Origin of the sequence: Kitasatospora viridis, assembly GCF_007829815.1 — a bacterium.
In the GTDB taxonomy this organism is placed as follows: domain Bacteria; phylum Actinomycetota; class Actinomycetes; order Streptomycetales; family Streptomycetaceae; genus Kitasatospora; species Kitasatospora viridis.
Genome location: NZ_VIWT01000005.1, coordinates 216,280 through 230,008, shown reverse-complemented (window position 1 = coordinate 230,008; position 13,729 = coordinate 216,280). Strand labels below are relative to the sequence as shown.

At 74.0% G+C, this 13,729-nt stretch carries 15 protein-coding genes; 7 read left to right on the top strand and 8 right to left on the bottom strand.

From position 1 onward, the window contains the following. Position 1: 1 nt before the first annotated feature. The 4 genes from FHX73_RS37685 to FHX73_RS37665 form a co-directional block, all read right to left on the bottom strand. Positions 2–1,105 carry a hypothetical protein gene (locus tag FHX73_RS37685; protein WP_145910551.1) on the bottom strand — a complete coding sequence of 368 codons (1,104 nt, stop codon included), beginning with the start codon at positions 1,103–1,105 and terminating at the stop codon, positions 2–4. Then, on the bottom strand, positions 1,102–1,767 hold the full coding sequence (locus FHX73_RS37680) for a hypothetical protein (protein ID WP_145910550.1): 666 nt from the start codon (positions 1,765–1,767) through the stop codon (positions 1,102–1,104). The genes FHX73_RS37685 and FHX73_RS37680 overlap by 4 nt, the downstream gene beginning before the upstream one ends. Before the next feature lie 129 nt (positions 1,768–1,896). Next, positions 1,897–2,490: a CYTH domain-containing protein gene (locus tag FHX73_RS37675; RefSeq protein WP_145910549.1), complete on the bottom strand. Its 594-nt coding sequence runs from the start codon at positions 2,488–2,490 to the stop codon at positions 1,897–1,899. 269 nt (positions 2,491–2,759) lie between these two features. Continuing rightward, complete coding sequence (locus FHX73_RS37665; RefSeq protein WP_145910548.1) at positions 2,760–3,353, bottom strand: TetR/AcrR family transcriptional regulator; 594 nt, start codon at positions 3,351–3,353, stop codon at positions 2,760–2,762. Positions 3,354–3,422: 69 nt separating this feature from the next. Here FHX73_RS37665 and FHX73_RS37660 point away from each other — a divergent pair, with 69 nt between their 5' ends. Further along, the gene (locus FHX73_RS37660) at positions 3,423–4,316 is read left to right on the top strand and encodes an NADP-dependent oxidoreductase (RefSeq protein ID WP_145910547.1); all 894 of its coding nucleotides are present in this window, start codon (positions 3,423–3,425) and stop codon (positions 4,314–4,316) included. Between the two features lie 34 nt (positions 4,317–4,350). Here the strand turns inward: FHX73_RS37660 and FHX73_RS37655 are convergent, their stop codons facing one another. From FHX73_RS37655 to FHX73_RS37645, 3 genes are all read right to left on the bottom strand, one after another. After that, on the bottom strand, positions 4,351–4,758 hold the full coding sequence (locus FHX73_RS37655) for a hypothetical protein (protein ID WP_145910546.1): 408 nt from the start codon (positions 4,756–4,758) through the stop codon (positions 4,351–4,353). A 71-nt stretch (positions 4,759–4,829) separates the two neighbouring features. Then, positions 4,830–5,381 carry a hypothetical protein gene (locus FHX73_RS37650; protein WP_145910545.1) on the bottom strand — a complete coding sequence of 184 codons (552 nt, stop codon included), beginning with the start codon at positions 5,379–5,381 and terminating at the stop codon, positions 4,830–4,832. 51 nt (positions 5,382–5,432) lie between these two features. Then, positions 5,433–6,122 (bottom strand): hypothetical protein, encoded by a 690-nt coding sequence (locus FHX73_RS37645; protein ID WP_246214130.1) that lies wholly within the window; start codon positions 6,120–6,122, stop codon positions 5,433–5,435. A gap of 187 nt (positions 6,123–6,309) precedes the next feature. Between FHX73_RS37645 and FHX73_RS37640 the strand changes: the two genes are divergently transcribed. The 4 genes from FHX73_RS37640 (at position 6,310) to FHX73_RS45195 (ending at position 10,833) form a co-directional block, all read left to right on the top strand. After that, a complete protein-coding gene (locus FHX73_RS37640; protein WP_246214129.1) occupies positions 6,310–6,816 on the top strand; it encodes an HIT family protein in 507 nt (168 codons plus the stop codon). 257 nt (positions 6,817–7,073) lie between these two features. Further along, complete coding sequence (locus FHX73_RS37635; protein ID WP_145910544.1) at positions 7,074–7,718, top strand: GNAT family N-acetyltransferase; 645 nt, start codon at positions 7,074–7,076, stop codon at positions 7,716–7,718. Positions 7,719–7,876: 158 nt separating this feature from the next. Then, the gene (gene lanKC / locus FHX73_RS37630; RefSeq protein WP_145910543.1) at positions 7,877–10,501 is read left to right on the top strand and encodes a class III lanthionine synthetase LanKC; all 2,625 of its coding nucleotides are present in this window, start codon (positions 7,877–7,879) and stop codon (positions 10,499–10,501) included. 188 nt (positions 10,502–10,689) lie between these two features. Then, entirely contained in the window at positions 10,690–10,833 is a 144-nt protein-coding gene (locus FHX73_RS45195) for a hypothetical protein (protein ID WP_170305259.1), read from the top strand. 130 nt (positions 10,834–10,963) lie between these two features. Here the strand turns inward: FHX73_RS45195 and FHX73_RS37625 are convergent, their stop codons facing one another. Next, the gene (locus tag FHX73_RS37625) at positions 10,964–12,124 is read right to left on the bottom strand and encodes a helix-turn-helix transcriptional regulator (RefSeq protein ID WP_145910542.1); all 1,161 of its coding nucleotides are present in this window, start codon (positions 12,122–12,124) and stop codon (positions 10,964–10,966) included. Between the two features lie 149 nt (positions 12,125–12,273). On the opposite strand from FHX73_RS37625, the gene FHX73_RS37620 reads away from it, so the two are divergent. After that, positions 12,274–12,498: a hypothetical protein gene (locus FHX73_RS37620; RefSeq protein WP_145910541.1), complete on the top strand. Its 225-nt coding sequence runs from the start codon at positions 12,274–12,276 to the stop codon at positions 12,496–12,498. A gap of 94 nt (positions 12,499–12,592) precedes the next feature. Next, positions 12,593–13,681 carry a helix-turn-helix transcriptional regulator gene (locus FHX73_RS37615; RefSeq protein WP_145910540.1) on the top strand — a complete coding sequence of 363 codons (1,089 nt, stop codon included), beginning with the start codon at positions 12,593–12,595 and terminating at the stop codon, positions 13,679–13,681. The last annotated feature ends 48 nt before the right edge of the window (positions 13,682–13,729 follow it).

The window sequence follows — 13,729 nt, the reverse complement described above, 5'->3', positions numbered from 1 at the left end:
GCTACCGGAGCCGACGGTGCGCCAGCTCGACCATCCGCAGCATCACCGCCGCCGGGACCGCCCGGTTCGCGGCGGCGTCCCGTGCGCTCTCCGGCGCCAGCAGCAGGGAGAGCAGGACCGGCACCGGCAGCGCCGGGTGCCGCCTGGCCTGCCCGCGCACGGCGGAGTCGGCGTCCTTAGTCAGCCGGACGGCGGAGGCCGCCGACAGGCGCGGGTCCTCGGCCGCCCGCAGCCGCACCTCGGGGTCGGGGTCCCGGCCGAACCGTTCGACCAGTTCGGCCGTCGAGCGCTTGTCGTCGAGCGCCAGCAGCCGCATCCGGGGCTGCGGGTCCTCGGCGAAGCGCAGCAGGTCCTGCTCGGGGAAGTTGGGGTGGTTGCGCGGGCGCCCCGGGAAGGAGAAGCTGCCCTGCCACCAGGTCCAGACGTCCAGCAGCGCCTCGGGCGGTGCGTCCGCGCAGGACTCGGTGAGGAAGAGCCGCACGATCCGGTCCTCGTCCGCACCGAGCTGCCGGGCCACCTCCGCCGGCAGGTGCGGCGCGCGGGCCACGCTCCGGCGCACCCAGAGCTTCGGCGAGCCGGCCAACTGCCGCATGGCGTCCGGGTCCCCGTACAGGGCGGCGACCCACCACAGGGCGTAGGTGCGGTCCTCCGCCGGGATCTCGGGCACCTGCTCGGCCCAGGCGGCGATCTCGGCGGGCGTCGCGGGCGGCCGGGCGTCGACGGACGGCGGGCGCTCGATCCCCACGGCCCCGCGGCTGGTCAGCCTGGCGGACCGCTCCTCCTCCGCGATCTCGGTCAGCGCCTTGTGCAGGCCCAGGTGCGCGGTGGCGGCCAGCAGGCGGTCCCACTGCTCGGCCGTGAGCTGCCCCGAGTCCACGGCCGTCGCCCACACCCGCTTCACCGGGTGGGTGACGGCGGCGTCCAGCACCCCGTCCGGCAGGTCCCGCCGGAACAGGAAGGTGGCGTGCTCGGCGTCCAGCAGGGCGATCAGCACCTGGGCCGGGGCCGCCCGGTTGACCCCGAGGCCGTTCAGCCAGCCCTCGGCGACCTCTTCGGGGACCTCGGCCTCGCCGAACAGCGGCTCCCACTCCGTCGCGGTGCTCATGCGGCGACCTCCGCCAGGTACGGCCCGAACTGCTCGGCCACCAGCGCCGCCACGCCCCGCGCGTCCCGGCCGCCGTCCACCTCGATCACCCGAATCCCCGCCTCCCGCGCCCGCTCCGCCGCGTCCTGCGCGACCAGCCGGTCGCGCGCCACCCGGTTCCGGTGCGCCCGCACCGGATCGCTCGTCGTGGTGTGCAGCCGCGCGGCGCGCGGGACGGTGCGCAGCTGGTGCTGCCGGAACTCCTCGGTCGGCACCAGCACCACCATCCGCCGCGGGTCGTCCAGCAGCGGCGCCACCAACTCCGGCCGCAGGCCCCAGCCCTCGGCGATCGCCGGCCGCCCGGTGGTCAGCGCCCGCAGGTCGTCCAGCACCCACTCGAACCGGGTCGGGAACCCCGCGAGCACCCCGTCCGCCATCTCCCGCGGCGTCCGCCGCAGCCACACCTCGTCCGGCGCCGGATCCCCCACCGCCTCGCCCAGCGCGAGCCGCCGGGCGACCCGCCGGTCCTGGTGGCCGCGCGCGTCGTGGTAGTCGTAGTGGTAGACCGTCAACCCGAACTGACGGGCCATCAACTCGGACACCGTGGTCTTCCCGGCCCACTGCGCGCCGCCGATCCAGAGCATGCGGTGCAGGCTGCCGTGCGGATCCCAGAAATCGGACATGCGGAACTCCTCCCGTCGGATCCCCCGTGGATCCCCTCCCGAGGAAGCCAAGTGTCCCGATTTGCCCGTGAAAATTGCAGTCTTGTTTTCAGGGGGCGCTCTGACGCAGAGTAGAAGAGTGGCCACCCGTCACGAACCGGCCCGCCCGCCGGCCCCTTCGGACGGCGGCGTGATCCCGTACTCGGCGAGCCACCCGAGCAGTTCCCGGTGCTCGGCGCGGACCAGCCGGCCGCCGGTGAACCGGGCGTCGTCCGTCACCTCGGCGACGGTCCCCTCGGGCGGGCGGAAGGACGCCGCCTCCTCGTCCGTGCCGAACTCGGCCTCGGCCAGCACCAGGCCGTGCAGGGGCGGCTCGAAGACGTCGACGCCCACCGACCCGGCGGCGTAGCGGGTCTTGGACAGCTCCACGGCCGGGAGCACGGTGAGCCGGTCGTACTCGGCGCGGGTCAGGTACATGTTGGTGATCAGCCCCTGCACCGCGCCCGTCCCGCCTGCGGGCACCTTCTGGGTCAGCTTGAACTCCCAGGTGCCGGCCTCCAGGTGCTCGACCCGCCGCAGCCGCAGGCGCATCCCGTCCAGGTAGCGGTCGGTGATCCGCCGGGTGGCGGTGACGGCGGCCACCGCCGGCGGGGCCGCCAGCAGGAACCGGCGCTCCCGCTCGACCAGCGCGTACTTCCCCGCGCGCACGGGCTCCGGCGAGCTCGGCTGGTACTGCTCGGACATGCGGCTGCCCCCTCGGATCGTTCGACGGGCTCGACCCTATACGGAACCACCTGCCTCACTTCCGGGCCACTGCGCCGGTGACGGACGGCCCGCGCCGACTCGGCACTGCGGACGGGCGCCACCCCGGTCATGTTCCGCCTGCGGGGCCTCCCGGAGAGCTGCGCCGAGGCGGTGGACCGGACCTGACGCGAGCTCTGGCTGACGCCGCATCAGGCCTCGGCGTCCTCGCCCTCTGGTCCGCCGCCGCGCTGCTGCTGGGCGGCACCCTGCTACGCGTCCGCGACGCCTGACGCCGCCCAGGCCGCCTCGACCATCCGGAAGACCTCGTCCACCGCGCCCGCCGGGTCGGCCGCGTCCCGGGCCAGCGCGTAGGCGTCGATCGCGAACGCGGCGATCGCCCGGCAGGCGGTGGTGCTCCGCGCGCGCGAGAGCTCGGGATCGGCCGCGATGGCCGCTGCCAGCGACTCGGCGTGACGCAGCCTCATCGACTCCTCGTACGCGCGCAGGGCGGGCGACTCGTCGATCATCTGCCAGACCGGCCCGGCACCCTCCCCCGAGCAGTGGCGCACCAGGGCGTGCACCTCGCGCCGCAGCGCCGGCATCAGCGGCTCGTCCGGCGCCCGGTCGGTGACGGCGCGCACGAGGCGGTCCTCGAAGTCCGCGTCCTGCTCGAACACCAGGGCCTCCTTGGAGGCGAAGTGCGAGAAGACGGTGGTGACGGCGACGTCGGCCTCGGCGGCCACGTCGCGGATGCCCACCGCGTCGTAACCGCGCTCCAGGAAGAGCCGCAGGGCGGTGTCGGCGATCTTCTGGCGGGTCGCGGCCTTCTTGCGCTCACGGCGTCCGGGGGGCACCACAGTCATGCCCTGACGCTACCAGGAACGAACTCCTAACCGTTCCGAAACACTAACCGTTAGTGTTACGGTCGCCGCATGAAGATGGTGAACTTCGCCGAGTTCGGCGGACCCGACGTGCTGCGACTGATCGACGCCGAGAAGCCCCACGCAGGCCCCGGCCGCGTGCGCATCGCCGTGCGGGCGGCGGGCGTGAACCCCGTCGACTGGCGGATCCGGGAGGGCCAGGTCATCGGCGCCCACCCGACCACGCTGCCCGCCGGCCTCGGGCTGGACGCCGCCGGAGTGGTGGACCAGGTGGGCGAGGGCGTCACCGGGATCGCCGTCGGCGACCGGGTGTTCGGCGAAGGCGGCAACACCTACGCCGAGTTCGCCGTGCTGACCGCCTGGGCCCGGATGCCCGAGGGGCTGAGCTTCGAGGAGGCCGCCGGCTACCCCTCGGTGGTGGAGACCGCGCTGCGCGTCATCCGCCAGGTCGGCGTGCGGCCGGGCCAGACGCTGCTGGTCAGCGGCGCGGCCGGGGGCGTCGGATCGGCCGTGCTGCAGATCGCCCGGGTGCGCGGCATCGCGGTGATCGGCACGGCGAGCGCCGCGAACCAGGACTACCTGCGCGGCCTCGGCGCCACCGCCACCACGTACGGCGAGGGTTGGGTCGAGCGGGTGCGCCGGCTCGGCCGCGTCGACGCGGCCCTCGACCTGGCCGGCTCGGGCGTGATCCGCGAACTCGTCGAGCTGACCGGGGATCCCGGCCGGGTGGTCTCGATCGCCGACCTCGGCGCGCCGGAGCTCGGCGTCCGCTTCTCCGGCACGGCGGGCAGCGTCCCACAGGCCCTCGCCGAGGCCGCCCGCCTGATCACCCGCGGCGACCTGCACATCCCGGTCGCGAAGTCGTACCCGCTCTCCGAGGCCGCGGCGGCGCACGCCGACAGCCAGGCGGGCCACACCCGGGGGCGACGGGTCATCATCCCCTGACCCGCGCCCGACCAGGCGTCAGTTCAGCGCCGCTTCACGCCCCAGCGGCCGCCCGCGCCCGCTGCTCGGCGTAGAAGCGGCGCTGCGCGGGCCACATCGCGAGCACCAGCCCGACGCCGAGCACGAGACTGAGCGGCACGCACACCTCCCCCACCGGCCACCTCGTCAGCACGTGGAACGGGATGCCGGCCACGATGCCGAAGAAGACCGTCGACATCGCGTACCCGAGGAACACGAAGGCGAAGTACAAGAATGCGCGGAACTGACGTCGACGCGTCACGGTCATCCGCGTGAGCAACATCGCCGGCACCCACCACGAGTAGAGCGCCACGGCCTCGCCCAGCCCCCACCACTTACCCGAGGCGCCCGCGACGAACGCGCCGAGCAGCAGCGGCCAGAGCCCGAGGACGAGACGGCGCCTGATCAGCGCGATGATCTTCACGGGCCTGATACTTCCCATACACACCTGTGCCGTCAAGGGGATTACGCACCGCGCGGAGTTGGCCCCACAACTCACCAGATCGTGTGCTCGCCGATGATCTCCGCGCCCACCTGCTCGGCCACCCACACGGCGCGCTCCTCCTCGCCCACGTGCACGAAGAGCGTGTGCTGCGGTGTCCACGGGCTGTCGAGCTCCGTGCCGTCGTGGTGCAGGCTCAGCTGGAGGCGGGCGTACTTCCAGGTCCGCTCCAGCCCGAGCTCCGGCACCTCCGGCCAGCAGAACGCGTCCCAGTGCACCGCGATCCGGTCGTGGACGGCGAGCGCGGCCCGCGCCGCGCTCGCGGCACGGGCCGCGCCGGGCAGCTCCAGGAAGAGCGAGTAGGGCCCGAACGGGAGCGGCGAATCCCCCGGCGTCGCCGCGTCCGCCCTGCTTCCCGCTCCGACCTCCGCCTCCGGCACCGCCGCCAACAACCGCCGCACCTCCGCCCGGGTCGCCACGTGCGCCCAGAGCTCGGTGCCGCCGCGCGTGTCCGGCTCGGAGAGCGCCAGGATCCGCCCGGCGAGCGCGAGGATCTCGTCGAGGTCAGCCGTCCTGAGCAGCGGAAACGCCGCGGTGTGTCCCATGGCCCCAGTAGTACCGCCCGTCGCGCCCACCGGACCACCGGTTAACCCGGGTCAGTTCTGGTTCACCGGCCAGACGGCAGCCGGATCGCAGTGAGCCGGACAGGCCAGCAGGTACACCTCGTTGCCGAGGAAGAGCCCGTACCCGTCCCCGAACCCGTACGGCTGCTCCGGCTGGCCGGGATGAACGGCGAACTCCGTGTACTCCCGCACGTGGCAGAGGAACACCAACTCCGCACCGCACGCGCACTGGTACAGCTCGGGCCCCTGCGCCCAGAACGGCGCACCGCCCACCTTGAACGCCAGGGCGCCGTTCCCGTTCTCGTCGGGCGCATCGGTGAACGGACGCAGCGTCAACGGCAGCGCCCGGACGGACGGTTCGACCTCCGCCGGCCGGGTCGCACGACGCTGGAGCAGGATGCGCCAGAACGGTCCCGGACAGGCCGGCTGCGGCGCGTCCCAGAACCGCGGGGCGAGCTGCCGGTCGCCGGACAACGGCGGGTCGGAGGCCTCGTTGTGCACACGGCAGTGGAACACCAACAGGTGATCCCCACCGAAGTGCGCCACGTCCCCGGGGACGTCCAACTGGAAGAACAGCGCCAGCCGCTCCCCACAGAAGCACTCGGGCCACCCCTGCCCCTCATCGAGGAACGGCCACCCTCCCACCGAATCCCGCACCGGCCCGCCCAACGGCTCGACCCCGACCTCGACCGCATAGGCCGGCAACACAACGTCTTCGATCACCCGTTCACTCTAGGACGCCCCACCGACGGGCGATCACCGTGTACGTAGCACACGCCACTGGTCTGCTTCCGCGCGCTCTTGACGATTAGTCAGCTGCGACGGGAACGTGATGCGAGGCCGGGTGGCGGAGGTGCCGCCTCCGCAGACGGGAGAACACCGCAAGTGACGCCGATCTGAAGGGACCCACATGGAACGCCGACCGATGGACCTGGCCACCTACAGCGAATACGCCCAACACGGGCCCTGCTTCATCTGCCGTCTGGTCGACGGCGACCCGGCCTACGCGCACGAGATCGTCTACGAGGACGAGCAGCACCTGGCCTTCCTCGACAAGTGGCCCGTCCTGCCGGGCAAGCTGCTGGTCGTCCCGAAGCGGCACCTGGAGCACGTGGTCACCGACCTGACCGAGCAGGAGTACCTCGCCATCATGCGCACGGTGCGGCTGGTCGCGCTGGCCGCCGAGGACGTCCTCGCCGGCGAACGGACCTACCTGTTCTCGCTGGGGTCGCAGAGCGGCAACAGCCACCTGCACTGGCACATCGCCCGACTGCCCCACGGTGTGCCGTACGAGCGGCAGCAGTTCGACGCCCTCGCCTTCGAGAACGGGGTGCTGGCGTACACCGAGGCCGAGCGAACCGACCTCGCCGAGCGGCTGCGACGGGCCGTCATGGCGAGGGTCGGCGAAAATAACTGACGACCCGTCAGGCTCACGCACGACGGGGCCCGCTGCTCCTGCGCCGGAGCAGCGGGCCCTATGACCGGAGAACTGATCAGGCATCCGGGAACGCCCAGGCCTCGCCCGCCGAGCTCGGCGCCATGAAGTCCCTGCACGAGCTGGCCCTGGCCGAGTTGAAGCCCACTCACACATCGCGCCCGAAAAGCGAGTGACCGTCACCCCGTCCACGGAGTAAGGTATCCACCCGTCAAGTGAGCCTTACACCTGGAGGTCACGTGCTCCCCGAACTCACCCGCACCTGGGCGAACGGCTGGGCGGTCTCGCGCCGTACCCCTGCGCCCGTCGATCACCCCTGGGGGCTCTACCTGGAGGTCAACGCGCCGGGCCAGGTGGGGCGTCACGTGATCACCGATCCGACGCGGGAGGGCGTGCGCGCCGCCGCGGCGACGGTCACCGTTCCCGACACCTGGCTCAAGGTGCCCGCTGACCCGGAGCTCGTCGCCGAATGGCTGCCGGAGGGCTGGGTGGTGGACTTCCCGGAGTGCGGGCACCTCATGGCCACCGACCTCGTGGCCTCCTCCCCCACGCCGCCCGCCGGCTACACCGCCACGCTCGCGACCACCGACGACGTCGTGCACGCGCGGGTCAGCGACCACCGGGACGAACCCGCCGCCCGGGGCCAACAGGCACTCCTCGGCGGGGCGGTGGTGGTGGACCGGGTGTCCACCGAGCCGGCCCACCGGCGCCGCGGGCTGGGCGGCCTGGTGATGCGCAGCCTGGCCGACGACGCGGTCGCGCGCGGGGCGGTGCTCGGCGTGCTCGGTGCGACGGACGCCGGGCGGGCCCTGTACGAGACGCTCGGCTGGCGCGCGCACTCCCGGCTGTCCGCCTGCGTCTACCGTCCCTCCCGGCGCGGCTGACCGCCCCATCCGTCCGCAACCTGCCTGGCAGGAAGGTGGCGCATCGAACCCGTCGACCGCACCCGCACCGACTGGCAAGGTCGGACGCAGCCCGCGAACAGCGGGAGCACCGCACCGGCGGGCTCATTGGGCGGACCGAGGGGACTGAGAGGCGCATCATGGACGACCGCTACGAGCGCCACTGCCTCGCCGACCCGCTGTTCTACGAGGACCCGGCCCGCGCCGAGCGGGCGGACGACCGGTTCGCCGCCGCCACCGTCCCGCTCCCGCCGGGCTGGTCGCGCCACGAGCACGGGCCCTGGGTGAACCTGCGGCCGCCGCACGCGCAACTGCCCGACCAGGGCTGGAAGGTGCACGTGTCGGCCACGCCCGAGGAGGCCGAGCGGGTGGTCGACCTGGTCCTGGCCTACTGCCTGGAGCACGGGCTGACCTGGAAGTTCCTGCGCGGCCGGGGCACCGTGCTGATGCTCAACGCCAAGTACGCGGACCGCCGTTCCAGCGGCAAGCTGATCACCCTCTACCCGGAGGACGACGCCCGGCTGGCCCAGGTGCTGGACCAACTGTCCGCGCTGCTCAAGGGCGTGCGCGGCCCGTACGTGCTGAGCGACCTGCGCTACCGGGACGGGCCGCTCTACCTGCGCTACGGCTCGTTCGTCGAGCGGTACTGCACCGACGAGCACGGCGAGCGGGTGCCCGCCATGCGCGGACCGGACGGCGGCCTGGTGCCGGACACCCGGGGCACGGTCTTCGCCGTGCCCGACGGGGTGCCGGTGCCGGAGCCGGTCGCGGCCCAACTGGCCGCCGACCGCGAGCGGGAGGCCGAGGCGGCCGACGAGTTCCCGTTCTCGGTGACCAAGGCGCTGCACTTCTCCAACGGCGGCGGGATCTACCTGGCCACCGACCAGCGCGACGGCCGCCAGGTGGTGCTGCGCGAGGCCCGCCCGCACGCCGGTCTCGACCACACCGGACGGGACGCCGTGCAGCGCTTGCTGAGTGAGCGTCAGGTGCTCGAATCCCTAGACGGGTTGGACTTCGTGCCCACGCTGTACGAGTACCGGCAGGTCTGGGAGCACCACTTCCTGGTCGAGGAGCACATCGAGGGCGAGCGGCTGGAGGACGTCTTCACCCGCACCTGCCCGCTCGCCCACCCGGCCCCGGACGAGGCGGAGTTGGCCGAGTACACGGCCTGGGCGCTGGACGTGGTCGAGCAGTTGGGCGGCATGCTGGCGGTGCTGCACGAGCGCGGGGTGGTCTTCGGCGACCTGCACCCCAACAACGTGCTGATCCGGCCGGACGGGCGGTGCGCGCTGGTCGACTTCGAGATCAGCTTTCCGGCCGACGGCACCACCGCTCCCCCGCTGGGCGCGCCCGGCTTCGTCTCCTCGGCGGCCCGGCGCGGCACGGCGGTGGACGCGTACGCACTCGCCGCGGTGCGGCTCTATCTGTTCCTGCCGGTGAACAACCTGCTCGCGCTGGACTCGGGCAAGGCCGAACTGGCGGGCCGGGAGATCGTCCGGCGCTACCCGGTTCCGGAGGGCTTCGAGGCCGACCTCACCGGCGCGCTGCGCCGGGCCACGGGCGGCGAGCTCCCGCTGGGCGCAACCGAGTTGGACCAAACCGCACCCCGGCCGGCCTGGCCGCAGGCACCGGCGGCGGACACCGCGGCCTGGCGCCCGGTGCTGGACTCGCTGGCCGCGGGCATCCTGGCCACGGCCACCCCGGACCGCTCGGACCGTCTCTTCCCGGGCGACATCGAGCAGTTCGGGCCGGGCCACGGCGGTCTGAGCCTGTCCTACGGCGCGGCGGGCGTGCTGCACGCGCTGCGGGCGTGCGGCGGGTCGGTCCCCGCCGAGCACGTCGAGTGGCTGGTGACCCGGGCGAACACGGCGCCGGACCTGCCGCCCGGGCTGTACGACGGGCTGACCGGCATCGCCTGGGCGCTTGCCCGGTTGGGTGCGCCGGAGGCGGCCGGCGGCCTGGTCGAGCGGCTGCTCACCACCGCACTGCCGGCCGATCCGGGGCTCGGCTCGGGGCGGGCCGGTCTGGCGATCGGGCTGCTCGACCTGGCCGGCCCGCTCGGCCACCCGGAGTTCGCCGACCGGGCGCTGGAGCTCGGGCACCGGCTGGCCCGGGAGGAGCGGGCGCCGCGGTTGCGTGGCCTGCTGGACGGCTGGAGCGGGCAGGCCGCGCTCTTCCTGCGGCTGCACGCGCACACCGGCGAGCCGAGCTGGCTGCGGGCGGCCGAGGCGGCGCTGGGCCGGGAGTTGGACGAGGCGGAGATCACCGACGGGATGCTCTTCCTGGTCGAGGACCGCTACCACCGCAAGCTCCCCTACCTGGCCGCCGGCGGGGTCGGCACCGCGGGCCTGATCGCCGAACTCGCCCGGCGCACCGGCCCGGAGCGGCTGCCTAACCGGTTGCCGGCCCGGTTCGCCGAGGCGCTCACGGCGGCCGAGCGGGCCTGCCTGCCGGAACTGGTGGCAGCGGCGGGCCTGTTCGAGGGCCGGGCCGGACTGCTGCTGCACCTGGCCAGGACCGGGCGCACGGACGCGGTGGACCGTCAGCTGCGGCTGCTGGAGTGGCAGGTGATGAGCCACCAGGGCCACTTCGCGTTCCCGGGGCGCCGCTCGCTGCGGCTCTCGACGGACCTGGCCACCGGCGCTGCCGGCGTGCTGACCGCCCTGCACGAGGCGGTGCTCGGCCCGGTGCCGCTGCCCGGCATCACCGACCTGGCCGCGCGCCCCGAGCACCTCGACCCGGCCGACCTGCTCACGGCCCGCTGAGACCGGCGGTGCCGGTCGTCCCGGGCGTCCCCCGACCGTGCACGACCGGCACCGCCCACACCCCACACCCCACGCCCCACGCCCCGGCACCTCCACGCCCCAACCCCCACCGACTTCCCCCGGCCCAGTGCCGGGGGAGCACCCGGCCACCGCCCGGTGGCCGGAACCACCACCGAAAGGACCGGATCATGACCCAGATCCTCGCCCTGCAGGGCCTGAAGAGCGAGACCGACTCCACCGCCCTGGTCACCATCACCACCGTCGGCAGCCACTGGAGCAGCGTGGCCCACCTGCGCGTCGAGCTCCCCGTTCCGGACGACGCGGCGCACTGACCCCGCGGCCTCCGGCCGGCCGGAGGTGACGGTTGCCCGCCGACCCCCAGCGGCGGGCAACCGTCCCCCTCCACCAGTCACCGGCGCACACCGCCGGGCGCAGCGGCTCATGCACCCGCTGCGCCCGGCTTCACAGCGTCACCGACACGTCCACCCCGGCTACCCCGGCTACCCCGGCGACCCCGTCCACCGCCTCCGCCGTCGCGTCCGTCACCGCCTCCGCCGTCGCCTCCGCCGTCGCGTCCGCCGGCACGGTCAGCCCCGCGCGCTCGGCCAACGCGCCCGCCTGGAAGCGGCTCTGCGCCCCCAGCCGCTGGAGCAGCTCGGCGATGTGGCGCCGGCAGGTACGGGTCGACATGCCGAGCCGCCGGGCGATGGTGTCGTCCTTCTCCCCGGCGGCGAGCAGCACGGCGATCGTGTCCTCGACCTCGCGGGAGACGGTGCGGGCCGCGGTCGGCGCGGTGTCGTACGGGATCGCCTGGTTCCACTCGTGCTCGAAGAGCCGGACGAAGTAGGCCACCAGCGACGGTTCACGGACCATCAGCGCGCCGCCGCTGGCGAGCCGGGCCGGCACGAAGGCGGTGGCCCGGTCCACCACGACCAGCTGGGACGGCACCTCGGCACGGGTGCGGATCTGCGCCCCGGCGCCGATGATCAGCTCCGCGTAGGAGCGGGTGGGCGGGTCGAACCGGGTGAGGTGCTGGTAGACGCTGCGCAGCCGGACACCGCGCTCCAGCATCCCCAGGTCCCGGGGCAGCGACTCCATGAGTGCCGCCTTGGGGTGCCCGCCGCCCGGCTGGACCGCGAGCACCTCCTCCTCGGCGGCGCCGACCACCGAGGCGAGGGAGGACCGGACCAGGTGCATGTCGTCGAGCACCTGGACCAGTCCGTCACCACCTCCACCCTGCGACTGGTAGACCGGTTCCAGCGAGGCCACCGCGGCGCGCAGCCGGGCAAGCTCCGCCTGGCGGCGGCTCAACTCGGCTTCCTCCAGCCGAAGTCGGGCCTCCTCCTGCCCGGTCAGCCGGGCCGCGGCGGCTCCGGGGCCGACGGGCGCGAGGCTGCCCGGCTCGCCGCCCGGACACGGGATCAGCAGGCAGAGCGCCACCAGTTGGTCGACGGCGCGACGGCACCGCTCCTCGGTGAGCCCGAGTTCCCGGGCGATCCGCGGCGGGTCGGGGGGCTCGATCCGCCGGCTCCGCACCGTCCACTCGTAGACGAGCCGCACTTCGTGATCGAGCAGGGCCCCCTGCCCCGACATCTGGATCGTGTCCGAATTGAGCTGATTCATCCACCCCTCCACAGTCGGCCATCATCTTCCTGTCCCCCACACCCCCCTGGCAAGATCCGCCCGTCGTCGCGACTATCGAACAACTGCTCCGGGGACGACCCGATCACCGGACGCGACCAACGACCGCACCAGCCGTCAAGAGGGATGCCATGAAGGAACGTAGAACCGTAGGCCTCGCGTTCACCGCGCTCGCGCTCGCGGCGGCGATCGGCTCGACCGTGGGCCTGGCGGGCTCCCTCCACCCGTCCGGCGGCCGGGCCACCACCGTTCAGGCCAACACCAGTTGGGGCTGGCCGGCCTGCCCGCCGCCGGGCTGGACCGGGCCGAGCCCGTGCAAGCACACGCCGAGCCCGACGGTGCCCCGCACCAGCTGACCGGCGTCACGCACAGCCAGGGCGGGCCCTCCGGATCACGCCCTGGCGCGACCGCCGGCACCGCCCCTGCCCAGACCCAGCGAGGTACCCAACGGTGGACAACCAGGTCACCGCCGACCCCACCCCGGGGATCGACCACGACACCATCACCTTCTACGGCTGGGCGGTCCGGCAGAGCCGGTTCGACACGGCCGACCTGCCCCGGGCCGGCGCGGAGGCCGGGCTCAGCGCGACCTCCTGCCGCGCCGCCATCGCCGCGCTGCGCCACCGGGGTCTGCTGCGCTCCACCCACGACGACGCCCTGGTGGCGACCGGACCGCAGGAGGCCGCGGCGGCGCTGAGCCGGGAGCAGGCGGAACTGGAGCGCAGCGCCGCCGAGCTGCTGGTCCGCCAGGACCGGATCGAGCAGGCCTGGACGGCCGTGCAGGCGGCGGTGCTCCCGCCGCCGGAGGCCGCCGGTCCAGCTGGTGCCGCTACTTCGGCTGGTTCGGCCGGGCAGGTCGCCGTGCTGTCGGACGCCGCCGTGGCGCGCGCCGCGGTGGGCGACCGGCTGCTGCGGGCCCACCGGGAGGTCGCGTTCAGCTTCCCGGGCGGCGACCCGGGCGCGGCGGCGCTGGCCGCCCTGGTGCTGGGCGAACTGCCGCACGCCGCCCCCGGCCTGCGGGTGCGGATCATCCACCAGCATCCGGCGCGCTTCCACCCGCCCACCCAGCAGTGGGCCAGGGAGGCACTGCGGACCGGCGCCGAGGTGCGGACCAGCGGGGAGAGCTGCGGCCCGCTGCTGGTGATCGACGGGGAGGCGGCCGTGCTGCCCGAGCGGGGGCAGCCGGCGGGTCTGGTGCTGGTCACCCAACCCGCCCTGGTGGCCCACCTGGCGGACTCCTTCGAGACGCTCTGGCACCAGGCCAGCGACTTCCGCAGCGGGCCGGCGGCCGCCCGCACCGTCTCCGACGAGCTGCGGACCACGGTGCTGCGGCTGCTCGCCGACGGACTGAAGGACGAGGTGATCGCCCGCCGGCTGGGCATCTCGCTGCGCAGCTGCCGGCGGCACATCGCGAGCCTGTACAGCTCGCTGGGCGCCGACAGCCGCTTCCAGGCCGGCGTGTTGGCGGAACGCCACGGTCTCACCGGCCACCCGGCGGGCGAGGCGGTCGGCTGGCCCGCGCACTTCGCCCCCACCTGAACGCACACTTCAACCACCAACGCGTGAGCGGCTGCTGACGTATCGTCA